This window comes from Streptomyces blastmyceticus, assembly GCF_039521185.1.
Lineage (GTDB): Bacteria > Actinomycetota > Actinomycetes > Streptomycetales > Streptomycetaceae > Streptomyces > Streptomyces blastmyceticus.
The window spans coordinates 22468-46789 of sequence record NZ_BAAABW010000003.1 but is presented as its reverse complement, the minus strand read 5'-3'; the positions used below and the strand labels follow the sequence as shown (position 1 = coordinate 46789).

Here is a 24322-nt window from a genome sequence, read left to right as displayed (position 1 = left end):
CGCTCAGCCGAACCGGCTCGCCACATAGGCCCGCCACCGCTGGGTGAACCCGTCCTCCGAGACGCCCAGCACCTGGTGCAGCGCCGCCGACACCGCCCCGGGCCGCCGCTGGTGGCCGCCCACCGCGCGGTAGAACGCGACGAGCTTCGCCTCGCCCCAGCGCTCGGCGATCATGCGGCAGGCGAGCCAGCCCTCCTCGTACGCGCGGGCGAGGCGCCCCTGCTCCCCCGCGAAGCCGAAGTCGGCGTCCGCGGGCAGGTCCTTCGGCGGCTTGCCCTCGGCGACGGCGCGCGCCAGCTCGGGGGCGGCCTGGGCCGCGGTGCGCCCGGTGCCTCGGTAGGCGGTCCAGTCCGCGAAGCCCTCGGAGAGCCACAGCGGGGTCGCGGCCGAGGTCAGGCTCCGGGTCGCGACATGGGCGGTCTCGTGGGTGAGGACGACCCGGCGGCCGAAGTCGCCGAGCGTGCCGTACGCCTCGGGGTTGACGATGATCCGGTCGGCGGGGGCGTTGCCGGAGCCGCCGACCTCGCCGGTGGTGACGGCGGCGATGCCCCGGTAGTTCGCCACCGGTGAGTCCAGGAGCTCGGCCATCCGGTCGACGGAGGCGGGCATCTCGACGACGACCCGGCCAGGCCAGTCGCCACCGCGGCGGGCGGCGGCGCCGGCCGCCGCGGTGGCGCCGGACTTCGGCGGGGCCGTGCCGGGCGCGGTCCGCCCGCTCCCCCAGGCGGTGCTCACCGCGGGCACCGCGCTGTCGGCGAGGTCCGCGAGGGCCTTGAGCCGCGCCTGGTCCTGGCCGACGCCGAGCACCAGGCTGTGCGCGCCCCGTACGGCCGTGACCGGGCCCTGCTGCCAGAGCTGCCGGGGGCCGTGCCGGGTGTCCTCGGCCGCCACGTACCACTGGTCGTCCTTCCGCACGACCGTGAACCGCGCGGTGGTGGTGACCGGGACGGTGTCGTAGTCCGCCAGCCGGTAGCGCAGTTCGGCCTCGGCGGCGACGCGGTGGCCGTCACCGCCGGAGGGGACGAAGCCGCCGGTGCGCACCAAGCGGTAGTCCCAGGAGGCGAGGGGCACGGCGGCGAGGTTGGCGAAGAGGGCGCGCTGCTCGGTGCGGAAGCCCTCTGCGTCGGGGTCCACGACGGACAGGAAGGCACGTTCGTCGCGGTCCCGGAGCGCCTTGGCCCACCGGTCGAGCAGAGCGGTCACGGCCTTGTGCTCACCGTCCTGACCGCCGGAGAGCCCCATGGAACCGCAGCCGCACAGGAACTGGAGGGCGAGCAGACCCGCCAGCAGCGAACGGACGAGCGCCCCGCAAGGGGCGCGGGGAACTGCGCGACCAGCCCCCACCGGCCCGCAGTCGGAAGGCAGGCCGCAGGGCCGTCCGCCAAGGACTCCGCTCCACCTCCACCGGCCCGTCACGCCCCGCATCGTACGAGCCACGTGACCCGCGCCGTGCGTTCAGCCGGCGTTCATGGCCGGGTGACGGACGAAATCGGCATCATGTTGGCCGGGTCGTAGCGGACCCGGGCGCCCGGGTAGGGGGCGTGCACGACCTGCCCGTTGCCGACGTACATGCCCACGTGGCTGGCGTCGTTGCGGTAGATCACCAGGTCCCCCGGCTGGGCCTCGGACAGGGACACGTGGCGGCCCGCGTTGCGCTGCGCCTGCGAGGTGCGCGGCAGGCCCACCCCGGCGCGCCCGTAGGCCCACTGCATCAGGCCGGAGCAGTCGAAGGCGCCCGGCCCGGTCGCGCCCCAGGCGTAGGGGGTGCCGACGGCCGACCGCGCGGCCATCGCGGCGGCGGCGCCCCGCGAGGAGAGGCCGACGAGGCTCGGCAGCCCGGCGAGCGAGCCCTGTGAGCGGTCCCCGCCGGAGCGCGACGCCCGCGCGTACGCCTCCCGGTCCCGCTCCGGCAGGGAGTTCAGCAGCCGGCGGGCCGTGGCCAGCTTGCCCTCGACCTCGCGCTTGTGGTGCTCCACGGCCTGCCTGCTGTCCTCCAGCTGCGCCAGGACGCCGACGGCCTCCGAGCGCTCCTGGCGCAGGGTGCGCTGCGCCTCCAGGAGCGCCTTGAGCTGCTCGGCCTGGCGGCCGGTGACCCGGTCGAGGGTGGCGGCCCGCTCCAGATAGGCGTCCGGGTCCGAGGACAGCAGCAGCTGAATCGCCGGGTCGACGGCGCCGTTGCGGTACTGCGCGGTGGCGATCATGCCCAGCGCCCGGCGCATCCGGTTGACCTGCTCCTGGCCGCGGACGACGCGGTCGGTGGCCTGGGCGACCTTCTGCCGCAGGGTGTCGGTGCGCTCGCCGGCCGCGTTGAACTTCTCGGTGGCCTGCTCGGCCTGCTCGTAGAGCCGGTCCACCTGCGACTTCACCGTGCCGGTCCCCTTGGCCGTGCCGGAGGGGCCGCCGGGCGCGGCCCCGGCGGGTGCCGCCAGGCCGGCGGCCGCGGTGGCCACGGCGGCGGACAGGACGGTGACCCGGACGCTCTGGGTGAGACCGGGCTGCGCGGGACGACGGTGTGACGCCACGGGCTGCCGCACTCCTTCCGTTCTTCCACTGGGTGCGCGGTGCCCTCGCCGCCCGGGAACGGGCGGAGCACTGTGCCGGGTGCCGCGCGCCAGACAGTAGCGGCGCGGTCACCCCCGGTTCAAAGACCCTGTGGGACGGGAATATTGACGCCCCGCCGGAGACGCAGGTCACCGGCGGGGCGTGGAGTCAGCAGGGGCTGTCGCGGTTCGCCCGAAAGAGCGGCACGTCAGCCATTCGGCCCAAGCGCGTCAGCCTATGCGCACACCGAACTGGAAGGGCATGTTGCCCATGGACTCGTAGCGCACGTTGGCGCCCGGCTTGGGGGCGTGCAGCGTCATGCCGTTGCCCGCGTAGAGACCGATGTGGTGCAGGTCGCCGTAGAAGAGCACCAGGTCGCCGGGCTTGAGCTGGCTCTGGTCGTAGATGCGGGTGCCGTCGTTGGCCTGGTCCTGCGAGACGCGGTCCAGGGTGACGCCCGCCTGCGCGTACGCCCAGGAGGTCAGGCCCGAGCAGTCGAAGGAGTCCGGCCCGGTCGCGCCCCACACGTACGGGGAGCCGATGACGGACTGCGCGGCGGCGAGCGCGGCGCCGCCGCGGCCCGAGCCGGCGGGGATGTTGATATCCGGGCGGCTCCCGCCGCGGCTGGCGCGGTCACCGCCACCGGCGCCGCCGCCCTTGCCGGCGTCCTTGCCGCCGTCCTTGCCGTCGCTGCCGGTGATCTCGGCGCGCTCCTGGGCGCTGAGGGAGTTGAGGACGTCCTTGGCGTCGGCGAGCTTGCTCTGGACCTCCTCCTTCTTCTCACCCAGTGCCTTGCGGGTGTCGGCGAGGTCCTTGAGCTTGCCGGTCGCCTCCTCGCGCTGCTGCTTGAGGGTGCGCTGCTTCTCGGATATCTGCTTGAGGGTGTCGGCCTGCTTGGCGCTCAGCTGGTCGAGCGTGGAGGCCTTCTCCAGGAAGGTGTCCGGGTCGGAGGAGAGGAGCAGCTGGAGGGAGGGGTCGATGGCGCCGCTGCGGTACTGCGCAGTGGCCACGGAACCGAGGCTGTCGCGGAGCTTGTTGAGCTCCTCCTGGCCGCGGGCGACCTTGTCCTGGAGGTCGCCGACCTGCTTGTCGAGCTTGTCCTGCTTCTCCTTGGCCCCGTTGTACTTCTCGGTGGCCTGCTCCGCCTCTTCGTAGAGCTTGTCGACCTTCGCCTTGGCGTCCGACTTGGACGGCGAGTCCGCGTGCGCGGCCTGGGAGGAGAGCGCGACGGCCGCTGCGGCGGTCGCGGTCAGCACGGTCACGCGGGTGCGGCCCGGCTGCTTGGGTCGACGGTGGGACGCCACGGAGACGGGCTCCTTCTTCCTCAGCCGCCTGCCGCGCGAAGTCCGCGGTTCCGGCGGGACCTTCACCGTCACCCCGAATGGATGATCACCGCGCGAAGGTTCGAGGCCCGACCTTAGTGACCTCCCCATGATCCGTTCAAATCCCCGGGCGAAAAATCTCGCCCCACAAGCGCATCCTTTACCCGCGCGACACAGTGGGTCACCCCTGATGGACACTCAGGCACCGGAAACCGACAGAGCGTGCCGGGAGACGGGCACGGGAGGCGGGCAACGGTCAGGTGCGGGCCAGCCGCTTGAGCAGCAGCGCCGAAGCCACCGGGCGGGCGCCCGCCTTCGCCACCCCGTCGGCGACCTCGCGGTCGGTGGAGACCACGACGACCGGCCGGCCCGGCGGCTCGGCCCGTACGAGCTGGCGGATCAGCTCGTCCGCCGTCACGCCGGGCTTGCTGAAGAGCACCCGCACCCCGCGCGGCGGTGCCAGCAGCACGGGCGCGGCCAGCTCCGCGCCGTCGAAGACGCAGGTCATCTCCGCGCCCGTCTGCGCGGCCAGCATCGCGAGGCCGCCCAGCAGCCGCAGCCGCTGCTTGTCGAGCGGCATCGTCGGATAGCCGGTCTTGGTGACGTTGTAGCCGTCGACCACCAGATGCGCCTGCGGCAGGGCCAGCAGCTGGTCCAGGAGCGCGGGGTCGGTCTCCGACAGGGCCCGCGTGGCGATGTCCTTGGGCGTCATCCTGCCCGGCTCCACGGCGTCCACGGTGTCCGCGGGGCGGGTGGAGGCGGGCGGCAGGGCCAGCTCGCGGCGCAGTCCCTGCGCCGCGTCCAGGACGGTGTCCAGCAGCAGCCGCAGCCGCATGTCCTCCACGCTGCGCCCCTCGCGCACCGCCCGGCGGCTCGCCTCCAGCCCCGACTCGGCCTCCGCGAGCCGCGCCTTGAGCCGCCGCGCCTCGCCCAGGGCGGCCGCCTTCTCGGCGGCACCGGCGGACCGTACGGACTCCAGCTCGGCCTCCGCCTTGCGCAACGCCGCCTCGCCGCGCCGCACATCGCTCATGGCGCTGCGCAGCTTGCGCTGCATCGCGTCGTTCTCCTTGCGGGCGGCTTCGAGCTCGACGCGGATCCGGTCGGTCTCCGTGCGGGCGTCGGCGCGGGCCTCGGCCAGCTCCTCGCGCAGCCGCCGCAGCTCGCGCTGGGCCTCCTCGCCGGCCCGCTCGGCGCTCGCCCGCTGGGCCTCCTCGCCGGCCGCGGTGACCAGCTTGACCCAGCCCGCGGGCCGCAGCACGAAGGCCATGGCCGCGACGTCCTCGGGGTCCGCGGCCGCGGGCGGCGCGCCGGCGTCGAGCGCCTCGGCCAGCTCGGAGCCCGTCTCCCGCAGCCGGGCGGAGATCCGCTGCCGGAAGGCGGCGTCGTTCTCCACGGCGGCGGCCATGGCGTTGCCCGCGAACTTGGCCCGGCGGCTCGGGGTGAAGCGGGCGTACTGCCGCAGCGCGGGCGGCAGTTCGGTGACCGTCAGGCCGCCGAACGCCTCCGCGACCAGGCCGATGACCCGCCGCCTGACGCCCTCGGGCAGGGGTCGGTCGAGCACCTCGGCGACGCCGTCGGCCCCACCGGTGTCATCCGGTTCACCGGCCGCGTCCGCGCCGCCTGTGTGCTCAACCACCGCTCACCGCTCCCGTTCTTCAGGCGCTCGCGCCCGGCCTGTCCACCAGCTCGATCTGGTCGACCGCGTTGCACCACCGGCAACGTACGGACTCGATCGTCTCACTGACCACGTCCCGCTCCTCCACCCGAGGCTCTCCGGCCAGGTCGAGGTGCACATATTCCACGGCCTTGGTGGTGCGCGTGACGTCGAACCGGGTCAGGTTGCCGCACAGCGTGCAGCGCCAGCGCGTTGCGTCCGTCGGCTGGGGAACGCCCATGATGTCGTCGTCCGTCCTCGTCAACTGTTCCGTCCGCGACAACGCCGTCGGACCGCGTGGTGCCGTCACTGCGGGAGTGCTTCCCGTAACCCTACGGCCTGATGGTCATGCGGCGCGGGGCACAGTCGCGCACAGGCCGTCCGGCACCGGCCCGGCGAGGCACTCTGTGCGCTTTGCTGCCCGTACGCCATGATCTGGCCATGCTCGGAAAGGCAGCGCGCCGGAGCCCACCGTCCCACCGCCGGGCCGCACCCCTGGTCACCTACGCCCTCATCGGCATCTGCTGCGCCGTCTTCCTGCTCGGCCCCGCGTCGGGCCTGACCGGTCCCCCGGGCCCGCACGGCGCCGGCGACCTGCTGGTCGCGCAGACCGCCTACTTCGAGCGCTGGGGCGTGGTGCCCGAGGAGCTCTGGCACGGCTCGCCGGAGCGGCTGCTCACCCCGCTCACCGCTCTCTTCGTGCACGGCAACTGGCTGCATCTGCTGGGGAACATGCTCTTCCTCTATGTCTTCGGCGCCATGGCCGAGGAGCGGATGGGCCGGGCCTCCTTCGCCCTCTTCTACCTCGCCGCCGGGGTGCTGGCCCTGCTCGGCTACGCGGCGGCGCACGCCGACTCCCTCCAGATGCTGGTCGGGGCGTCCGGGGCGATCTCCGGGGTGCTCGGAGCCTTCCTCTGTCTCTTCCCCAGGGCCCGGGTCACCAGTCTCTTCCCGTTCCTCTTCTTCCTGCCGCTGCGCTTCCCCGCGTGGGCGGTGCTGCTCTTCTGGTTCGTCCTCCAGTGGCTGGCCGCCCGCACCGCGGGCGACCGGCCCGGGGTGGCCTACCTGGCCCATGTGCTGGGCTTCGCGCTGGGCTTCCTGTACGCGTGGGCCCGGTACAGGTGTGCGGCTAGAGTGAAGAGCACGGCCGCGTCCGGCGACGGGCCGCGACCTCCCGGGGACCCACCCCCCGGCCCCCGATAGGAGCCCAGCCGTGATCACCTCGATCGTGCTCATCAAGACCGACGTCGACCGGATCCCCGAGATCGCCGAGCAGATCGCCGCGCTGGAGGGGGTCAGCGAGGTCTATTCGGTGACCGGGGCGCAGGATCTGATCGCCATGGTGCGGGTGGCCCGGCACGACGACCTGGCCGACGTCATCCCGGGCCGCATCAGCAAGGTCCCCGGAGTCGCCGCCACGGAGACCCACATCGCCTTCCGCACGTATTCGCAGCACGACTTGGAGGCGGCGTTCGCGATCGGCCTGGAGGCGTAGCGATCCGGCGGAGCCGGGGAGCGCGCCGTTACACGGGCACGCAGCGGCCGTTCTCGGTCCGGTAGGTCCACCGCGCGCCGTCCCTGACCAACTCACGCACCGCCCGCACGAACCGCTCCACATGCTCGTCCGGCGTCCCCGCCCCGAAGCTGACCCGTACCGCGTTCAGCGAACCCCCGTCAGGGGCCCCGCACTCGCCCGAGGCGTCCCGGTCGCCGCCCAGCAGGGTCCGCACCAGGGGATGCGCGCAGAACAGCCCGTCGCGCACCCCGATGCCGTACTCCGCGGACAGCGCCGCCGCGAAGTGCGAGCTGTTCCAGCCGTCCACGACGAACGACAGCACGCCGACCCGCGGGGCGTCGTCGCCGAAGAGCGAGAGCACCCGCACCCCCGGCACCGCGGCGAGGCCCTCCCGGACCGTCGCGATCAGCTGCCGCTCCCGCTCGACGAGCCGGTCGAAGCCCGCCTCGCTCAGCGCCTTGCAGGCCGAGGCGATGGCGTAGGCGCCGATGACATTGGGCGAGCCAGCCTCGTGCCGGGCGGCGCTGTCGTGCCACTCGACGTCCACCCCGCCCCCGGCGCCCCGCGTCACCGCGCGGCTGGCTCCGCCGCCCGCGAGGTAGGGCTCCGCGTCCCGCAGCCAGTCGGGGCGCCCGGCGAGCACCCCGGCGCCGAACGGCGCGTACAGCTTGTGCCCGGAGAAGGCGATCCAGTCGGCGTCCAGGTCCGCGAGGTCCACCGGGTGGTGCGGCGCCAGTTGGGCCGCGTCGACGACGATCCGGGCGCCGTGCGCGTGGGCGGCGGCCGTCAACTCCCGTACGGGCCACAGCTCGCCGGTCACGTTGGAGGCGCCCGTCACACAGACCAGGGCGGGGCCGTAGGGCTCGCGGTCCGCGAGGGCGTGCTCCAGGATCTCGACCGCCTGGCGCGGCGAGCGGGGCGCGTCGAGGTAGGTGACCGCGACGTCCGCGCGCCGGTCCCACGGCAGCAGCGCCGCGTGGTGCTCGGACTCGAAGACGAACACCCGGGTGCCCTGCGGGAGTACGGCCGCGAGGAGGTTGAGCGAGTCGGTGGTCGAGCGGGTGAGGACGACCTGGTCGTCGGCGCGGCAGCCGAGGAACGCGGCGATCTCCGCCCGGCTGTTCTCGAAGAGGTCGGTCGACAGCTGCGAGAGGTAGCCCGCCCCGCGGTGCACGCTGCCGTAGTACGGGGCGTACGCCGCCACGTCGTCCCACACCCGGCGGAGCGCGGGCGCGCTGGCCGCGTAGTCGAGGGCCGCGTAGGTCACCTCTCCCCCGGTGACGAGCGGGACGCGGACGTCGTTGCCGAGGACGGGCAGGGGGGCGCGGTCGACGGTGGGCTCGGCGGCAACAGGGCATGCGGACATGGCGAATTCTCCCGGGTACAAGGCGGAAAGGCTGTGTACACGCACCCGCGAGAAAGACCTCTGCGGTGTGCGGAAAAGGCGACTCGGCGCACAGCTGTAGCCATGCGGAGCGCAGGGGAAACGGGCCCGAGGCCCTATCGCATTCGCTGAATCATGGAGGATCTCCCTCGACAACCAGGATCCCTGGCGAGGGATCCGCGCTTGCCGCAGACCTCTTTGCCTGCGACCTGGTCATCACCCGGGGCACCCCGCCACGGAAGGAGGGTTGCCGGACAGCGGGCCGGGGCCGTGTCGCTGTCACTCGTGACCTGGCGGAGAGTATGGCACAGCTGATCGTCGGGCGGAAAGGGCGTCCGCATCACGGACGCCGTCACGGGGGCCGCCCGGCGTCCCGCGTCGGTGTCCGGGTGCTCCCCGGACACCGATACGGGCCGTACGGCTACGCGTTGCTCGCGGCGACCCAGCGGTCCAGCGCCCGCTTCGCCGCGCCGGAGTCGACCGACTCGGCGGCGCGGGCGATGCCCGCCGCGATCTGCTCGGTCAGGGGCGCGTCCGTGGGGGCCAGCGCCACCAGCGCGGCGGCCGCGTTCAGCAGCACCGCGTCCCGCGCGGGCCCGGTCTCCCCGGCCAGCAGGCGGCGGGCGACGTCGGCGTTGTACGACGCGTCGGCACCCTTGAGCGCCTCGACCGGGACCAGCGGGATGCCCACGTCCCGCGGGTCGAAGGGCTGTTCCTCGACCCGGCCGTCGCGGACGAGCCAGACCCGCGAGGTCGCGGTGGTGGTCAGCTCGTCCAGCCCGTCGTCCCCGCGGAAGACCAGCGCCGAGGAGCCGCGCTCGGCGAGCACCCCGGCGAGGATCGGGGCCATCCGGGCGTCGGCGACACCGGTCGCCTGGGCGCGCACCCGCGCGGGGTTGGTCAGCGGGCCGAGCACGTTGAAGGTGGTGCGGATGCCCAGTTCGCGCCGCGCGGCCGCGACATAGCGCAGCGAGGGGTGGAACTTCACGGCGAAGCAGAAGGTGATGCCCGCCTCCTCGGCGACCTCCACCACCCGGCGCGGCGTCAGGTCCAGATTGACGCCCAGCTTCTCCAGGACGTCCGAGGCACCGCTGGAGGAGGACGCTGCGCGGTTGCCGTGCTTGACGACCTTGGCGCCGGTGCCGGCGACGACGATCGAGGCCATCGTGGAGATGTTGACGGTCTTGGCGCCGTCGCCGCCGGTGCCCACGATGTCGACGCTCGGTCCCGGCACCTCGATGAGGTTGGCGTGCGAGTACATCGCCCGGACGAGGCCGGAGATCTCGGCGACCGTCTCGCCCTTGGCCCGCAGCGCGACCGCGAATCCGGCGATCTGGGCGTCGGTGGCCTCACCGCGCATGATCCGGTCCATGGCCCAGGCGGTGTCGTCCGCGCCGAGGTCCGATCCGTTCAGCAGGGCGTTCAGCAGACCCGGCCAGGAGGGTGCCACCGCGCTGTCGCCGCCTGCCGGGGTCACAACGTTCATGGTCCACGCTCCTGGTGGTCGGTCGGAGAGCCGCGGCCGTCCGGGGCTCTGCCGGTCCAGCCTATCCAGGCCCACAGACGGCGAAGAGCCCCGTCCACGCGCTGGACGGGGCTCTTGCTGTGGCGATCAGCGATCACTGACCGGCCGGGGCCGGTCTGACCGGGATCAGTGGTGGCCGTGGCCGCTGGTGATCTCCTCGAACTCCTCCGCGGTGGCCTTGGGGATCTGCGTCCCCTCGCCGTAGAAGCCCTTGGAGAGCTTCACGCGGAGCTTCTGCGTGGCGCCGGCCTTGCGCTCGACACCGTTCTCGTCGACCTCGGGAACGAGCTCGAGCGGCTTGGGCTGCTCGTGCGCGGTGAGGGTGTGCAGCTGCTCCTGCGAGAGCGGCTCGTGGACCTCGACGAACTCACCGTGCGGCAGGCGCTTGATGATGCCCGACTCGCGGCCGTGCAGCACCTTGTCCCTGTCGCGGCGCTGGAGGCCCATGCACATCCGCCGGGTGGCCACGAAGGCCAGGACCGGCAGGACGAAGAAGCCGATGCGGACGAACCAGGTGATGGCGTTGATCGAGAGGTGGAAGTGGGTGGCCCACAGGTCGTTTCCACCACCGATGAGCATCACGAAGTACGCGGTGATCCAGGCGACACCGAACGCGGTGCGCGTCGGGGCGTTCCGCGGACGGTCCAGCAGGTGGTGCTCGCGCTTGTCACCGGTCACCCAGGACTCGACGAACGGGTAGACGGCGATGGCGCCCAGGACCACGGGGAAGACCATCATCGGGATGAACACGCCCAGGACGAGCGTGTGGCCCCAGAGGTTGATCTCCCAGCCCGGCATGACACGGATCAGACCCTCGGCGAAGCCCATGTACCAGTCGGGCTGGGCGCCGGTGGACACCTGGTCCGGCCGGTACGGGCCGATGGCCCAGATCGGGTTGATCGAGGCGAGCGCGGCGATGGCCGCGATCACACCGAAGACCAGGAAGAAGAAGCCGCCCGCCTTGGCCATGTAGACCGGCATCAGCGGCATGCCGACGACGTTCTTGTTGGTCCGGCCGGGGCCGGGGAACTGCGTGTGCTTGTGGTAGATCACGAGGATCATGTGCGCCACGACCAGGCCGAGCATGATGCCCGGCAGCAGCAGGACGTGGATCGAGAAGAACCGCGGCACGAAGTCCGCGCCGGGGAACTCTCCGCCGAAGAGGAACATCGACATGTACGTGCCGACGATCGGGAAGGAGAGGATCGCGCCTTCCATGAACCGCACACCGGTGCCGGACAGCAGGTCGTCCGGCAGGGAGTAACCGGTGAAGCCGGTGAACATGCCCAGCACGAACAGCAGGAAGCCGAACAGCCAGTTGATCTCACGCGGCTTGCGGAACGCGCCCGTGAAGAAGACGCGCATCATGTGGACGAACATGCCCGCGAGGAAGATCAGCGCGGCCCAGTGGTGGATCTGCCGGACCAGCAGACCGCCACGGACGTCGAAGCTGATGTTCAGCGTGGAGGCGAAGGCCTCCGACATCCGCATGCCCTGCATGGGGACGTAGGGACCGTGGTAGACGGTCTCCTGCATGCTCGGGTGGAAGAACAGCGTCAGATACACACCCGTGAGGATGATGATCAGGAAGCTGTAGAGGCAGACCTCGCCCAGCATGAAGGACCAGTGGTCCGGGAAGATCTTGCGCATGTTGGCCTTGGCCAGGCTGTAGATGCCCAGCCGGCCGTCGGCCCAGTCGGCTACCCGCTCGCCCGCGGGCGCCTTGCGCCTGTTGTCTGTTGCAGTACTCATCCGCGCTCCCAGAAGGCAGGACCGACGGGCTCGGCGAAGTCGCCCATCGCCTCGAGGTAGCCCTTGTCATTGACCTTGATCCGCAGCTGCGGCAGAGCGTGTCCGGCCGGACCGAAGATCACCCGTCCGCCGTCGGACAGGTCGAAGGTGGACTGGTGGCACGGGCAGAGCACGTGGTGCGTCTGCTGCTCGTAGAGGCTGATGGGGCAGCCGACGTGCGTGCAGATCTTGGAGAAGGCGACGATACCGTCCGCCGACCAGTCGAGTTCCTTCTTGTCCTTGATGTTCTCCGGACGGAGCCGGACGATCATCAGGGCGGCCTTGGCGATCTCCTTCTGGAAATCGTGGTCCTCCTCCTTCATGCCCTCGGGCATGGCGAAGGTGAGGGACCCGACCTGGATGTCCTCGGGGCGCAGCGGCTGATTCGTGTTCTGGTTGATCAGCATCTTGCCCTCGGACCAGGCGGTCTTGCGGAGCTTGGTGCCCGGCAGCGGACCGAGGTCGCGGAGCAGCACCACGCCGGAGAGCGGCACCAGGGCCAGCGCGCCGAACATGGTGTTGCGGATCAGCTTGCGACGGCCGAACGCCGACTCCTCGGCACCCGCCGCGAAGTCCGCCAGGACCTTGGCCTTGACCTCGGGCTCGGCGGCGATCGCGTGCCGCTCGTCGGCGACCTCCACGTCGGACATCAGGGTGCGGGCCCAGTGGACCGCGCCCGCGCCGATGCAGAACAGCGCCACACCGAGGGTGAGCCCCAGCGCGAAGTTCAGCGCGCTGATGTGGCCGATCGGGAAGACGTAAATGATCTTGCCGACCGGGATGGACACGTACGAGGCGATGAACCCGACCGTGGCCACCATCGACAGCAGGAACAGGAAGGCGACCGCCCGCTCGGAGCGCTTCGCGGCCCGCTCGTCGATGTCCTGGACGCGGTGCTCGTGCGGCGGCAGGCCCGGGTCGGCGAACGGGTCGCCGGCCGGCTTGGTCACGGCGCTGGTGTGCGTGTCGCCCTGCGCGCTCGGCAGGTGCTCTTCTGGAATGTCTTGGCTACTCATGACTTCTTGGCCTTTGCGGTCCGGGCGGCGACCCAGATGGCGACGGCGATCAGCGCACCGAGGCCGAAGATCCACGCGAACAGGCCCTCACTGACGGGGCCGAGGCCACCGAGTTCGAGGCCGCCCGGGCTCTCCGACTTGCTGCTGTTGACCGTGTCGAGGTACGCGATGATGTCCTTCTTGTTCTTCTCCGTCATCGTGGTGTCGGGGAAGGAAGGCATGTTCTGCGGGCCGGTCTGCATGGCCTCGTAGATGTGCTTCGGGTTGACGTCCGTCAGGTCCGGAGCGAACTTGCCGTTGGAGAGCGCGCCGCCCTTGCCGGTGAAGTTGTGGCACTGGGCGCAGTTCGTCCGGAAGAGCTCCCCGCCCTTGGCGATGTCCGCGCCGTCGGGGCTGTACTGGTCCTTGGACGGAACCGAGGGACCGGCGCCGAGCGAGGCGATGTAGGCGGCGAGCTGGTCGATCTGAGCCTGGTCGTAGATCGCCTTCTTCTTCGGCGCCTGGGCGCCCTGCTGCTGGAGCGGCATGCGGCCGGTGCCGACCTGGAAGTCGACGGCCGAGGCGCCCACGCCGACGAGGCTCGGGCCGTCGGTGGTGCCCTGACCGCCGGTGCCGTGGCAGCTTGCGCAGCCCACGGAATAGAGCTTCTTGCCCTCCTCGATGGCAAGGGACTGGGCGGCGGTGTCATCGGCCTTGGCCGTGTCCGCCGGCGCGAACGCGGCGTACAGCCCCCCAGTTACCGCCAGCGCGAAGAGTAGGACGACGACCGCCGCCAGCGGATGGCGTCGTCGTGCGGAGAGCTTTTTCACGGATTACCCCGGTGTCAGGATCTTCTGCGTCGATGCTGGACTGTTGGTCCGGTGCGGACCGAACCGAAATCTTCGATTACTTGATCAAGTAGATCGTGGCGAAGAGGCCGATCCAGACCACGTCGACGAAGTGCCAGTAGTAGGACACGACAATGGCCGCCGTCGCCTGGTGGTGAGTGAACCTCTTGGCCGCGTACGTCCTGCCCAGGACCAGCAGGAAGGCGATCAGGCCGCCCGTCACATGCAGTCCGTGGAAGCCGGTCGTCAGGTAGAACGCCGAGCCGTACGGGTCGGAGGACAGGGAGAGCCCGTCCTTCTTGACCAGGTCCGTGTACTCGAAGATCTGACCGCCGATGAAGATGGCACCCATCACGAAGGTGATCGAGAACCAGGTGCGCAGCTTCTTCACGTCGCCACGCTCGGCGGCGAAGACGCCGAGCTGGCACGTGAGGGAGGAGAGCACCAGGATCGTGGTGTTCGTCGCTGAGAACGGAACGTTCAGCGACGACGCCATCTCCTTCCAGTGGTCCGTGCCCGTCACCGATCGGAGGGTGAAGTACATCGCGAAGAGGGCCGCGAAGAACATCAGCTCGGAACTCAGCCAGATGATGGTTCCGACGCTGGTGAGGTTCGGCCGGTTGACCGACGGGTGCGCGTGCCCGGTATCTACTGCTGTTGCTGTCGCCACGACCGACATTATGTCGGTCGCTTATCTCGCGCTCACTCCGGGGGGTGCCGTTCGGTGTGTCAAGACCGTATGCGCTGCTCGTACGGCCCAGGGCGGCGATCCCCCAAAGGGGGGAAGCGCGGCCTCCGCGGGCCCGTGCGGCCCCGGCGGGCGGCGCTGGTGACGGCCCGTCGGCCCACGTGGCGGCGCATCCGGGTTTTCCCGCCCCTCCTCGGGCGCGGCGCTCGCGGAGTAGCATCCGCGCATTGGTGCGTTCCGCATCCGAGCCACAGCCGTGCCCTCTGTCCACAAGCCTGGAGGAACGATGCAGCCGACCGCCACGGTGCTGGTCTACAGCGATGACGCCGGCACCCGCGAGCAGGTGCGGCTGGCCGCCGGGCGCCGCCCCGCCGCCGATGTGCCGCCGGTTCAGTATCTGGAGTGCGCGACGCTCCCGGCGGTCCTGAAGGCCCTGGAGGAGCGCCGGATCGACGTGTGCGTGCTGGACGGCGAGACGGCGCCCGCGGGCGGCATGGGGGTCTGCAGGCAGCTCAAGGACGAGGTGTTCCGCTGCCCGCCGGTGCTGCTGCTCATGGGCCGCCCGCAGGACGCCTGGCTGGCCACCTGGAGCCGTGCGGACGCGGCCGTGACCCATCCGCTGGACCCGGCCGTGTTCGCCGACGCCCTGGCCGGGCTGCTGCGCGGCGCTGCGCGGCAGCCCGACGGCCCGGGGAAGCACGTGGTGGGCGCCTGAGGGCCGGTCACGGCCCGCGTGGCGGCTAGAGCTGCGGGCGCAGGCGGGCCGCATCGGCGGGACTGCTCCCGTCGCGTTTCCCGGCCGCCAGGGCGCTGCCCTCGCGCCACTGCTGCCACGACATGTTCCAGTCGCCGAAGCCGTTGTCGAAGGGCGTCATGGTCGCCCCCGCGCTGCCCACGACCTTGACGACGTCGCCCAGGTGGATGGTGTCGAAGAACCACTTGGCGTTCTCGGTGCTCATGCCGGTGCAGCCGTGGCTGACGTTCTCGGCGCCCTGCGACCCCTCGGACCAGGGGGCGGCGTGCACGTACTCGCCGCTCCAGGTGACGCGGGTCGCCCAGTAGACGGGCAGGTCGTAGGAGTCGTCGCTGCCCTCGGCGATGCCGATGCTGGTGCCGCGCATCCGTACGAAGGATTCGCGGCCGAGGACCACCTTGACCCCGTTGCGGGTGGCGTAGCCGGGCTTGCCGGTGGTCACCGGGATGGACCGGATCTCCTGGCCGTTGCGGAACACGCTCATGCTGTGGCCGGCCGCGTCGGTGACGGCCTCGATCCGGTCGCCGATGGTGAGCTTCACGGGTTTGGAACCGCCCCCGTAGAGCCCGCCGCCCACCTTGATGCCGTCCAGGCCGGAGCGTACGTCGACGGTGGCGTGGGCGGGCCAGTACTCCTTGGGACGGTAGTGCAGGGTGCGGTTGTCCACCCAGTGCCAGGCGCCCTCCACGGAGGGCTCGGAGTCGACCTTGAGGGCCCGCTCGATGGTGGACCGGGCGCCCGGGTCCTGGACGGGGGCGCTGAGTTCGGCGGTGATGGGCTGCCCCACGCCGTACGTGCCGCTCTGCGGGCCGAAATTGACCCTCAGCAGGCGATCTGCCGCACTGGTGTCGAAACCGATCGTGCGGCGCCCCTGGGCGCCGTTCTCGTCCTCGGTGCTCACCCGCACCGTGTAGTGGGCGCCGGCGGCCAGGGCGCCGGTGCTGTGCCAGTTGGTGCCGTCGGCGGCGAGCTCGCCCTGCACATAGCGCCCGGCCGCGTCCGTCGCGGTGACGTCGGTGATCCGGTCGGAGCCGCTCGCCCGCACCTCCAGCGGCTTGCTGGGGTCGGCCTTCTCCCCGTCGCCGGCGCTGTTGAGCATGACCTGCCCGGTGGCGTCGTAGGGCTTGTCCGCCAGCGGGTTCGACGAGTCGCCGCACGCGGAGACCCCCAGGGCCAGGGACACCAGCAGGAGGGCCCCCCGGAACACCGTGCGGCATCGAGGTGAGTGACTCATGGTCACACCGTAGGAAGGAACGGGGGCCGCGGCCCGTGGGGTGACTGCAAACGGGTGCATTCGGGAACGGGGCCCGCCGTTGCTCCAACCGTGGCGGCGCCCCGGGATCCACGGGAAAAACGGCCGGGCCCCGCACACCTTGCGGTGTGCGGGGCCCGGCGTACGCGGTCCGGCGGAACCTACTGGTTCGCGTTCTCGCCGCGGTAGAACTCGAACACCCAGCCGAAGAGGCCGACCAGGATCATCGGGGCGGAGAAGTACATCAGCCACCAGCCGAAGACGACGCCCATGAAGGCGAGCGCTCCACCGAGGGCCAGGGACAGCGGCTGCCAGCTGTGCGGGGCGAAGAAGCCCAGCTCACCGGCGTCGTCCGCGACATCGGCGTCCGAGTTGTCCTGGGCGCCGACGTCCACCCGGCGCGCGGTGAACGCCAGGTAGTAGCCGACCATGATGCACAGGCCGAAGGCCAGGAAGAGCGCGGTGGTACCGGCAGGCTCCTTCGACCACACGCCATAGACGATCGCCATGGCGAGGACGAAGACGGAGAGCCAGATGAACATCCGGCCTTGGACCTTCACTTGCCGGCCTCCTTGCCACCCGCGAGGGCCTTGTCGTGCGCGAGGTTCTCCTCGAGCTCCAGCGCCGCGATCTCCGGGTGGTGGAGGTCGAAGGCCGGCGATTCGGAGCGGATCCGCGGCAGGGTGAGGAAGTTGTGCCGCGGCGGCGGGCAGGAGGTCGCCCACTCCAGCGAGCGGCCGTAGCCCCACGGGTCGTCGACCTCGACCTTCTTGCCGTACTTGGCGGTCTTCCAGACGTTGTAGAAGAACGGCAGTATCGACAGACCGAGGAGGAACGAGCTGATCGTCGAGATCGTGTTCAGCGTCGTGAAGCCGTCGGCGGCCAGGTAGTCGGCGTAGCGGCGCGGCATGCCCTCGACGCCCAGCCAGTGCTGCACCAGGAACGTGCCGTGGAAGCCCACGAACAGCGTCCAGAAGGTGATCTTGCCCAGGCGCTCGTCCAGCATCTTGCCGGTGAACTTCGGCCACCAGAAGTGGAAGCCGGCGAACATCGCGAAGACGACCGTACCGAAGATCACGTAGTGGAAGTGCGCCACCACGAAGTACGAGTCGGAGACGTGGAAGTCCAGCGGCGGCGAGGCCAGGATGACACCGGTCAGACCACCGAAGGTGAAGGTGATCAGGAAGCCGATGGCCCACAGCATGGGCGTCTCGAAGGAGAGCGAGCCCTTCCACATGGTGCCGATCCAGTTGAAGAACTTCACACCGGTCGGGACCGCGATCAGGAAGGTCATGAAGGAGAAGAACGGCAGGAGCACGCCGCCCGTCACATACATGTGGTGCGCCCACACCGTCACCGAGAGACCGGCGATGGCGATCGTGGCGGCGATGAGGCCGCCGTAACCGAAGAGCGGCTTCCGGCTGAAGACCGGAATGACCTCGGAGATGATGCCGAAGAACGGCAGGGCGATGATGTACACCTCTGGATGGCCGAAGAACCAGAAGAGGTGCTGCCACAGCAGTGAGCCGCCATTGGCCGCATTGAAGATCTGCGCACCGAATTTACGGTCCGCCTCCAGGGCGAACAGCGCGGCGGCGAGCACTGGGAAGGCCAGCAGGACCAGGACACCGGTCAGCAGGACGTTCCAGGTGAAGATCGGCATGCGGAACATCGTCATGCCGGGCGCGCGCATGCAGATGATCGTGGTGATGAAGTTGACCGAGCCGAGGATCGTGCCGAAGCCGGAGAAGGCCAGACCCATGATCCACATGTCGGCGCCGACACCCGGCGAGCGGACGGCGTCCGACAGCGGGGAGTAGGCGAACCAGCCGAAGTCGGCCGCACCCTGCGGGGTGAGGAAGCCGGCCACCGCGATCAGCGAGCCGAAGAGGTACAGCCAGTAGGCGAACATGTTCAGCCGCGGGAACGCCACGTCGGGCGCACCGATCTGGAGCGGCATGATCCAGTTCGCGAAACCGGCGAACAGGGGCGTCGCGAACATCAGCAGCATGATCGTGCCGTGCATCGTGAACGCCTGGTTGAACTGCTCGTTCGACATGATCTGCGTGCCGGGACGGGCGAGCTCGGCGCGCATGAGGAGCGCCATCAGGCCGCCGATGCAGAAGAACGCGAACGACGTGACCAGATACATCGTGCCGATGGTCTTGTGGTCAGTGGTGGTGAGCCACTTGATCACCTGATTACCGGGCTGCTTCTGGCGTACGGGTGGTGCTGCCGTGGCTGTCGCGGCGGCGGCACCCTGGGGTTCGTTGAGGATGCTCACTTGTTCTTGGTCTCCGCGTTCTTCGCGTGATCCGTCTGCGCGATGCCCGCCGGCTGGTAGCCGGTCTGGCCCTTCTTCGCAAGATCCTTCAGATGCTGCTGGTAGCGCTCAGGAGAGACGACCTTGACATTGAAGAGCATGCGGGAGTGGTCCTGACCGCAGAGCTCGGCACACTTGCCGAAGAAGGTGCCCTCCTTGTTCGGGGTCACCGTGAAGCTGTTGGTGTGCCCCGGGATGACGTCCTGCTTCATCAGGAACGGCACCACCCAGAAGGAGTGGATGACGTCCCGCGAGGTCAGGACGAACTCCACCGTCTCACCCTTGGGCAGCCACAGGGTCGGGCCCGGGTTGCCGTTCTGCGGGTTCCGCTCACCGGGGGTACCGACCTCGTACACACCCTCCGCGCCCGCCGGTGCCTTCTTCAGGAACCGGTCGGGAATCGCGTCCAGCTCCTTGTTGGCACGGAGCGGCTGCGCCGGGGTGGCGGTGTTGCCGTCGACGTTCTCCATGTAGTTGAACGCCCAGCTCCACTGGAAGCCCACCACGTTGATGAGGTGCTTCGGCTTCTCAGGGTTGGTCAGGAGCTTGTTCTCATCGCGCGCGGTGAAGTAGAAGAACACCGACACGATGATGATCGGAACCGCGGTGTACAGCGCCTCGATGGGCATGTTGTACCGGGTTTGCGTGGGGATCTGCACCTTCGTCCGGCTGCGCCGGTGGAAGATGACGCTCCAGATGATCAGGCCCCACACCAGAACGCCGACCACGAGGGCGGCGGCCCAAGAGCCCTGCCACAGGGAGAGGATCCTCGGGGCCTCTTCCGTGACGGGAGTGGGCATTCCGAGGCGGGGGAAGTCCTTATATGTGCAACCGGAGGCGGTCGCCAGGACAGCGCCCGCGGCCAGCGCCTGCAGCAGCTTCCGCCGCACCGGGCGCCGCGACGAGCGGTCGGAGCCGTTGGGACTCACGTAGCGCCTTCCCGAGAGTCTCGCCCGTGCGGCCGGCTGCGGCCGTCTCGCTGGTCGGTCGCCGGCCCGCAGCGGGCAGGGGTTTGGATGTTTATGCGGACCAAACCCTACTGGACGCTATTTGGGGTCGCGCGGGGAGGGTGCCCAACGCGCCGGGTCACTCCCCGAAGGGATGGAATCTCGGCATCCGGAGGCTATCTGGAGGACCGTCAGCGAACGCGGCCGACGCGCGGTGAGGTCACGCGATGGGGTGGCACGCGGGCCGCTTGTGCCGGCCCGCCCGGCGTCCGGGGACGCCCGCCGCGGGCCCGCGTTAGCGTTAGCCGTGCCCTACTTCGACGCCGCCTCCGCCGCCCCGCTGCACCCCGTCGCCCGCCAGGCCCTGCTGGCCTCGCTCGACGAGGGGTGGGCGGACCCCGCCCGGCTCTACCGCGAGGGGCGGCGGGCCCGCCTGCTGCTGGACGCCGCGCGCGAGGCCGCGGCGGACGCCGTGGGCTGTCGGCCGGACGAGCTGGTGTTCACCCCTTCGGGTACCCGCGCGCTGCACGACGGCATCGCAGGCGCCCTCGCGGGCCGTCGGCGCGTCGGCCGCCATATGGCGGTGTCCGCCGTGGAGCACTCCGCCGTCCTGCAGTCGGCCGCGGCGCTCGAAGCGGCCGGCGGCAGCTTCACCGAGGTCCCGGTGGACCGTACGGGCCGGGTGGCGCCTGGCGCGTACGCCGCGGCACTGCGCCCGGACACCGCCCTCGCCGCCCTCCAGTCCGCCAACCACGAGGTGGGCACGGAGCAGCCGGTCGCCGAGGTCGCCGAGGAGTGCCGGGCCGCGGGCGTGCCGCTGCTCGTGGACGCGGCGCAGTCGCTCGGCTGGGGGCGCGTCGAGGGCGGCTGGTCCCTGCTGACGGCCAGCGCGCACAAGTGGGGCGGGCCGTCGGGCGTGGGGCTGCTGGCCGTGCGCAAGGGGGTGCGGTTCGCGGCCCAGGGACCGGCGGACGAGCGGGAGTCGGGGCGGGCCCCCGGCTTCCCCGACCTGCCGGCGATCGTGGCCGCGGCCGCCTCGCTCCGGGCCGTACGCGCGGAGGCGGCGGCCGAAGGGGCGCGGCTGCGGGCGCTGGTGGACCGCGTCCGGGCGCGGGTGCCGGAGCTCGTACGGGATGTGGAGGTCGTCGGCGACCCGCGGCGGCGGCTGCCGCACCTGGTGACGTTCTCGTGTCTCTATGTCGACGGCGAGAGCCTGCTGCACGCCCTGGACCGGGCCGGGTTCTCCGTGTCGTCCGGTTCCTCGTGCACGTCCAGCACACTGACGCCCAGCCATGTGCTGCGGGCGATGGGGGTGCTGTCGGAGGGCAACGTCCGGGTGTCGCTGCCGGTGGGCACCGCCGAGGAGGACGTCGAGCGGTTCCTGGAGGTGCTGCCGGGGGTGGTGGCGTCGGTGCGCGAGCAGCTGGGCGCCCCGACGGAGACGGCCGCTCCGGCCGGGGAGGCGGCGGAGCTTGTCGTCGACGCGCTCGGCAAGCGGTGCCCGATCCCGGTGATCGAGCTGGCGAAGGCGTTCCCGGGAGTACCGGTGGGCGGCCTCGTCACGGTGCTGTCGGACGACGAGGCGGCGCGGCTGGACGTGCCGGCGTGGTGCGAGATGCGGGGGCAGGAGTACGTGGGCGAGCACTCGGTGGAGGGCGGGGTCGCGTACACGGTGCGTCGCCTGGCTTGAGGCGGACGTCAAACGCCGGACGGGCCGGAGAATCCGGCCCGTCCGGCGTTGGCCCGTGCAACCGGCCTCAGCCCAGGCGGGACTTCACCTCAGCGGCGGCGTCCTCGCCGTACGCCTTCGTGAAGCGCTCCATGAAGTGGCCGCGGCGCAGCTCGTACTCCTGCGTGCCCAGCGTCTCGATGACGAGCGTGGCCAGCATGCAGCCCAGCTGGGCGGAGCGCTCCAGGGACAGCTCCCAGGTGACGCCCGCGAGGAAGCCCGCGCGGAAGGCGTCGCCGACGCCGGTCGGGTCGACCTTGGCCTCCTCCTGGGCGCAGCCGACCTCGATGGCCGGCTCGCCGGCGCGCTCGATGCGCACGCCCCGCGCGCCCAGCGTGGTGACGCGGGTGCCGACCTTGGCCAGGATCTCGTCCGCCGACCAGCCGGTCTTGGACTCGATGAGGGCCTTCTCGTACTCGTTGGTGAAGAGGTACGTGGCGCCGTCGACCAGCTGGCGGATGTCGTCGCCGTCCAGCCGGGCGAGCTGCTGGGAGGGGTCGGCGGCGAAGGGGATGGCACGGGTGCGGCACTCCTGCGTGTGGCGGAGCATCGCCTCGGGGTCGTCCGCGCCGATCAGGACGAGGTCGAGGCCGCCGACGCGGTCGGCCACCGGCTGGAGCTCGATCTGGCGGGCCTCGCTCATCGCGCCGGTGTAGAAGGACGCGATCTGGTTGTGGTCGGTGTCCGTCGTGCAGACGAAGCGCGCGGTGTGCAGCACCTCGGAGATGCGCACGGACGCGGTGTCGACGCCGTGCCGGTCGAGCCAGGCGCGGTACTCGCCGAAGTCCTGGCCGGCGGCGCCGACGAGGACGGGGTGCAGGCCCAGAAGGCCCATGCCGAAGCAGATGTTGGGGCCGACGCCGCCGCGGCGCACGTCGAGTTCGTCGACGAGGAAGGAGAGCGAGACGGTGTGCAGCTGGTCCGCCACGAGCTGATCGGCGAAGCGGCCGGGAAAGGTCATCAGGTGGTCGGTGGCGATGGAGCCGGTGACAGCGATACGCACGGCGGGTCTGCTCCTGCGGGGCGAGGTGAACATGGCGGCAAGGCTGGAGGAACGAGAACGGGAAAAGCCACACCACGCTACCGGGTCCGGGCCTTGTGCCAGGGTCCGGATCCAGCCACCGAAGGGACAAAATTACCTAATAGTAGCCCTTTCTCGGTGTGCCCCGTGGTGCGTACGGTGCCGGTATGGCGAACCCTGTGAAGCACGTCACTCTCCCCGTCGTCGAGCGCGACCCCGAGTCGCTGGAGGAGCTGCGCGGGCTCTGCGCCCGGATGGCGCCGCACTGGTCGGCCGCCCCCGCGGCCGCCGCCGTCACCCCCGTACCGCCGTCGCGCATCCACGGGGTGTCGGTGCCCGTGCGGTCGGCGCGGCTGCTCGACGCGATGTCGGAATACGGCGACTGAGCACGGGTGGAACCGCTCACTCCTCTGCTCCGTCCAAGCGCCGTCCCCTTCTCGGGGGACAGGGCAGTACAGACTTTGAGCGGAGTGAAGGAGCGATGTGGTGAGCACCGAGGGCGGCACGCCGGACAGCAACGCCGATCGCACCCCGGACCCCAAGGGGCGGCGGAAGCATCCGCGGCTGGCGGTGGCGTCGGTCGCGACGGCGGTGCTGCTGGCCGGTGGCGGAGGCGCGTACTGGGCCTCGACCGCGGCGGACGGCACGGACTCCAAGGCGTCCGGCGGGCCGGGCGGTGACGGCTCTCCCCCACCCCTGGCGCTGGACGGCTATCGCACGGGCGGCGGTTCCTCGCAGGGGATCGCGGTGGGCGAGCCGGATCCGCACGGCGTGCGCTACCAGGCGGAGGGACAACTGCCGGACGGGCCGCGGAAGGCGCCGGTCTACGCGCCCGGCGGCCAGGTGGCCGCGGACGAGGTGGCGGCGCTGGCCAAGGCGCTGTCGGTGCAGGGCGCGCCCCGGCTCGAACAGGGCGTCTGGCGGGTGGGCGGCGCGCCGGGTTCCGACGAGCCGACGCTCCAGGTGAAGCAACAGGGGCCGGGCGACTGGTCGTTCTCGCGGTACGGCGCGCCGGGCGGCGGCTGTGTGCACCCGCCGGGCTCGGGCCCGGAGAAGGGCACCGACAAGGGCCTGGACAAGGGTCTCGTCTCCCCCGCCATGAACTGCCCGCAGTACCGGGGGATCGCGCCGGGTGACGCGCGGGCGGTGACGCAGGAGAAGGCGAAGAACGCGGCCGCGCCCGTGCTGAAGGCCCTCGGCCAGTCCGGCGCGAAGCTCGACGCGCACCAGACCTTCGGGGCGGTGCGGGCCGTCCGCGCCGACCCGGTGGTGGACGGCACGCCGACGTACGGGCGGCAGACGACGCTGGAGGTCGGCTCGGACGCGCAACTGGTCAAGGGTGCCGGGCAGTTGCAGGCTCCGGTGAAGGGTGCCGAGTATCCGCTGATCAACGCGACGGACGCGCTGAAGGAGCTCAACAAGCACAGCGGGCCCGGGCAGCCGGTCGCCATCGGCGGCTGCGCGAGTGCCGTGCCCGCGGCCCCGGACGCGTCCGCGCCCTGCCCGCCGGAGTCCGTGAAGGCGGGCGGGGAGCCGGCGGTGGTGCGGAGCGCGTCCTTCGCGCTCGCCCAGCTGTATGTGCGGGGGCGGGAGACGCTGGTGCCGTCGTGGGTCTTCCAGGTGCGGATGACGGGTTCGACGGATCAGGAGGCCACGGTGCCGGTCGTCCAGCCCGCGGTGGACCCGAAGTTCCTCGCGGCGCCGTCCGCCCCGCCCTCGGCGCCGTCCGGCGCACCGGCGACGGGCAGCCCCAAGTCGACGCCTGCGCGGGTGTATTCGTACGACCAGGACGGCAGGAATCTCGTCCTGCACTTCTGGGGCGGGGTGTGCGACACCTACGCGGCCTCCGCCGAGCAGTCCTCGCAGGCGGTGACGGTGAAGGTCGTCGGCACGGAGAAGCAGCCCGGCCGGATGTGCGTGATGATGGCGGAGCGCTTCGACAAGACCGTGACGCTGGACCGGCCGCTGGACGGGCGGAAGGTCGTGGACGCGGTCACGGGTGACCCGGTGCCGGCCGCTCGGGGGAAGTAGC

Annotated in this window: 22 protein-coding genes and 1 riboswitch; of the genes, 6 read left to right on the top strand and 16 right to left on the bottom strand. The window is 71.2% G+C overall.

Translation table 11 applies throughout. The features are described 5' to 3' along the window. Positions 1 to 3 precede the first annotated feature (3 nt). The 5 genes from ABD269_RS04055 to ABD269_RS04035 form a co-directional block, all read right to left on the bottom strand. A complete protein-coding gene (locus ABD269_RS04055) occupies positions 4 to 1344 on the bottom strand; it encodes a Cif family virulence factor (protein ID WP_425572824.1) in 1341 nt (446 codons plus the stop codon). Between the two features lie 122 nt (positions 1345 to 1466). Further along, positions 1467 to 2522 carry a C40 family peptidase gene (locus ABD269_RS04050; protein WP_301887944.1) on the bottom strand — a complete coding sequence of 352 codons (1056 nt, stop codon included), beginning with the start codon at positions 2520 to 2522 and terminating at the stop codon, positions 1467 to 1469. Positions 2523 to 2771: 249 nt separating this feature from the next. Further along, positions 2772 to 3845 carry a C40 family peptidase gene (locus ABD269_RS04045; RefSeq protein WP_344116101.1) on the bottom strand — a complete coding sequence of 358 codons (1074 nt, stop codon included), beginning with the start codon at positions 3843 to 3845 and terminating at the stop codon, positions 2772 to 2774. Positions 3846 to 4119: 274 nt separating this feature from the next. After that, positions 4120 to 5499: an NYN domain-containing protein gene (locus ABD269_RS04040; RefSeq protein ID WP_425572823.1), complete on the bottom strand. Its 1380-nt coding sequence runs from the start codon at positions 5497 to 5499 to the stop codon at positions 4120 to 4122. 19 nt (positions 5500 to 5518) lie between these two features. Then, positions 5519 to 5758, bottom strand: coding sequence for a hypothetical protein (locus tag ABD269_RS04035; protein WP_116215604.1), 240 nt, complete (start codon positions 5756 to 5758; stop codon positions 5519 to 5521). Positions 5759 to 5958: 200 nt separating this feature from the next. Between ABD269_RS04035 and ABD269_RS04030 the strand changes: the two genes are divergently transcribed. Then, positions 5959 to 6720 (top strand): rhomboid family intramembrane serine protease, encoded by a 762-nt coding sequence (locus ABD269_RS04030; protein WP_344116099.1) that lies wholly within the window; start codon positions 5959 to 5961, stop codon positions 6718 to 6720. 10 nt (positions 6721 to 6730) lie between these two features. Then, positions 6731 to 7012 carry an Lrp/AsnC family transcriptional regulator gene (locus tag ABD269_RS04025; RefSeq protein ID WP_116211297.1) on the top strand — a complete coding sequence of 94 codons (282 nt, stop codon included), beginning with the start codon at positions 6731 to 6733 and terminating at the stop codon, positions 7010 to 7012. A gap of 28 nt (positions 7013 to 7040) precedes the next feature. Here ABD269_RS04025 and ABD269_RS04020 read toward each other — a convergent pair whose 3' ends face one another. From ABD269_RS04020 to ctaE, 6 genes are all read right to left on the bottom strand, one after another. Beyond that, positions 7041 to 8399, bottom strand: coding sequence for an aminotransferase class V-fold PLP-dependent enzyme (locus ABD269_RS04020; RefSeq protein WP_344116096.1), 1359 nt, complete (start codon positions 8397 to 8399; stop codon positions 7041 to 7043). A 192-nt stretch (positions 8400 to 8591) separates the two neighbouring features. Next, positions 8592 to 8708: riboswitch (SAM riboswitch) on the bottom strand. A 130-nt stretch (positions 8709 to 8838) separates the two neighbouring features. After that, the gene (gene trpD, locus ABD269_RS04015; RefSeq protein ID WP_344116094.1) at positions 8839 to 9903 is read right to left on the bottom strand and encodes an anthranilate phosphoribosyltransferase; all 1065 of its coding nucleotides are present in this window, start codon (positions 9901 to 9903) and stop codon (positions 8839 to 8841) included. 165 nt (positions 9904 to 10068) lie between these two features. After that, positions 10069 to 11694 (bottom strand): cytochrome bc1 complex cytochrome b subunit, encoded by a 1626-nt coding sequence (qcrB, locus tag ABD269_RS04010; RefSeq protein WP_301887935.1) that lies wholly within the window; start codon positions 11692 to 11694, stop codon positions 10069 to 10071. Then, a complete protein-coding gene (gene qcrA / locus ABD269_RS04005) occupies positions 11691 to 12749 on the bottom strand; it encodes a cytochrome bc1 complex Rieske iron-sulfur subunit (protein ID WP_344116091.1) in 1059 nt (352 codons plus the stop codon). Before qcrA ends, qcrB begins: the two co-directional genes overlap by 4 nt. Next, positions 12746 to 13558, bottom strand: a complete 813-nt coding sequence (gene qcrC / locus ABD269_RS04000) for a cytochrome bc1 complex diheme cytochrome c subunit (RefSeq protein ID WP_301887931.1) — start codon at positions 13556 to 13558, stop codon at positions 12746 to 12748. The genes qcrA and qcrC overlap by 4 nt, the downstream gene beginning before the upstream one ends. Before the next feature lie 76 nt (positions 13559 to 13634). Next, positions 13635 to 14255: an aa3-type cytochrome oxidase subunit III gene (gene ctaE / locus ABD269_RS03995; RefSeq protein ID WP_116211303.1), complete on the bottom strand. Its 621-nt coding sequence runs from the start codon at positions 14253 to 14255 to the stop codon at positions 13635 to 13637. A 295-nt stretch (positions 14256 to 14550) separates the two neighbouring features. On the opposite strand from ctaE, the gene ABD269_RS03990 reads away from it, so the two are divergent. Beyond that, a complete protein-coding gene (locus ABD269_RS03990) occupies positions 14551 to 14979 on the top strand; it encodes a DNA-binding transcriptional response regulator (RefSeq protein WP_116211304.1) in 429 nt (142 codons plus the stop codon). 25 nt (positions 14980 to 15004) lie between these two features. On the opposite strand, the gene ABD269_RS03985 is transcribed toward ABD269_RS03990, so the two are convergent. The 4 genes from ABD269_RS03985 to ctaC form a co-directional block, all read right to left on the bottom strand. Next, the gene (locus ABD269_RS03985; protein WP_301887927.1) at positions 15005 to 16252 is read right to left on the bottom strand and encodes a L,D-transpeptidase; all 1248 of its coding nucleotides are present in this window, start codon (positions 16250 to 16252) and stop codon (positions 15005 to 15007) included. Positions 16253 to 16431: 179 nt separating this feature from the next. Further along, complete coding sequence (locus ABD269_RS03980) at positions 16432 to 16830, bottom strand: cytochrome c oxidase subunit 4 (protein ID WP_301887925.1); 399 nt, start codon at positions 16828 to 16830, stop codon at positions 16432 to 16434. Next, positions 16827 to 18554: an aa3-type cytochrome oxidase subunit I gene (gene ctaD / locus ABD269_RS03975; RefSeq protein WP_301887923.1), complete on the bottom strand. Its 1728-nt coding sequence runs from the start codon at positions 18552 to 18554 to the stop codon at positions 16827 to 16829. The genes ABD269_RS03980 and ctaD overlap by 4 nt, the downstream gene beginning before the upstream one ends. Further along, a complete protein-coding gene (gene ctaC, locus ABD269_RS03970; RefSeq protein WP_301887922.1) occupies positions 18551 to 19522 on the bottom strand; it encodes an aa3-type cytochrome oxidase subunit II in 972 nt (323 codons plus the stop codon). Before ctaC ends, ctaD begins: the two co-directional genes overlap by 4 nt. 325 nt (positions 19523 to 19847) lie before the next feature. Here ctaC and ABD269_RS03965 point away from each other — a divergent pair, with 325 nt between their 5' ends. Then, positions 19848 to 21230, top strand: a complete 1383-nt coding sequence (locus ABD269_RS03965; protein ID WP_344116084.1) for a cysteine desulfurase/sulfurtransferase TusA family protein — start codon at positions 19848 to 19850, stop codon at positions 21228 to 21230. Between the two features lie 67 nt (positions 21231 to 21297). Here the strand turns inward: ABD269_RS03965 and ABD269_RS03960 are convergent, their stop codons facing one another. After that, positions 21298 to 22272 carry a carbohydrate kinase family protein gene (locus tag ABD269_RS03960; protein ID WP_301887919.1) on the bottom strand — a complete coding sequence of 325 codons (975 nt, stop codon included), beginning with the start codon at positions 22270 to 22272 and terminating at the stop codon, positions 21298 to 21300. Between the two features lie 185 nt (positions 22273 to 22457). On the opposite strand from ABD269_RS03960, the gene ABD269_RS03955 reads away from it, so the two are divergent. Further along, positions 22458 to 22676 (top strand): hypothetical protein, encoded by a 219-nt coding sequence (locus tag ABD269_RS03955; RefSeq protein WP_301887917.1) that lies wholly within the window; start codon positions 22458 to 22460, stop codon positions 22674 to 22676. Between the two features lie 100 nt (positions 22677 to 22776). Then, positions 22777 to 24321, top strand: coding sequence for a hypothetical protein (locus tag ABD269_RS03950; protein ID WP_344116081.1), 1545 nt, complete (start codon positions 22777 to 22779; stop codon positions 24319 to 24321). Position 24322 lies beyond the last annotated feature (1 nt).

Bases quoted from the DNA above. Each gene is read 5' to 3' on its own strand.
- ABD269_RS04035 (WP_116215604.1), bottom strand. From the start codon at position 5,758: ATGGGCGTTCCCCAGCCGACGGACGCAACGCGCTGGCGCTGCACGCTG.
- ABD269_RS04030 (WP_344116099.1), top strand. From the start codon at position 5,959: ATGCTCGGAAAGGCAGCGCGCCGGAGCCCACCGTCCCACCGCCGGGCC.
- ABD269_RS04020 (WP_344116096.1), bottom strand. From the start codon at position 8,399: ATGTCCGCATGCCCTGTTGCCGCCGAGCCCACCGTCGACCGCGCCCCC.
- trpD (WP_344116094.1), bottom strand. From the start codon at position 9,903: ATGAACGTTGTGACCCCGGCAGGCGGCGACAGCGCGGTGGCACCCTCC.
- qcrB (WP_301887935.1), bottom strand. From the start codon at position 11,694: ATGAGTACTGCAACAGACAACAGGCGCAAGGCGCCCGCGGGCGAGCGG.
- qcrA (WP_344116091.1), bottom strand. From the start codon at position 12,749: ATGAGTAGCCAAGACATTCCAGAAGAGCACCTGCCGAGCGCGCAGGGC.
- ctaE (WP_116211303.1), bottom strand. From the start codon at position 14,255: ATGTCGGTCGTGGCGACAGCAACAGCAGTAGATACCGGGCACGCGCAC.
- ABD269_RS03990 (WP_116211304.1), top strand. From the start codon at position 14,551: ATGCAGCCGACCGCCACGGTGCTGGTCTACAGCGATGACGCCGGCACC.
- ABD269_RS03985 (WP_301887927.1), bottom strand. From the start codon at position 16,252: ATGAGTCACTCACCTCGATGCCGCACGGTGTTCCGGGGGGCCCTCCTG.
- ABD269_RS03955 (WP_301887917.1), top strand. From the start codon at position 22,458: ATGGCGAACCCTGTGAAGCACGTCACTCTCCCCGTCGTCGAGCGCGAC.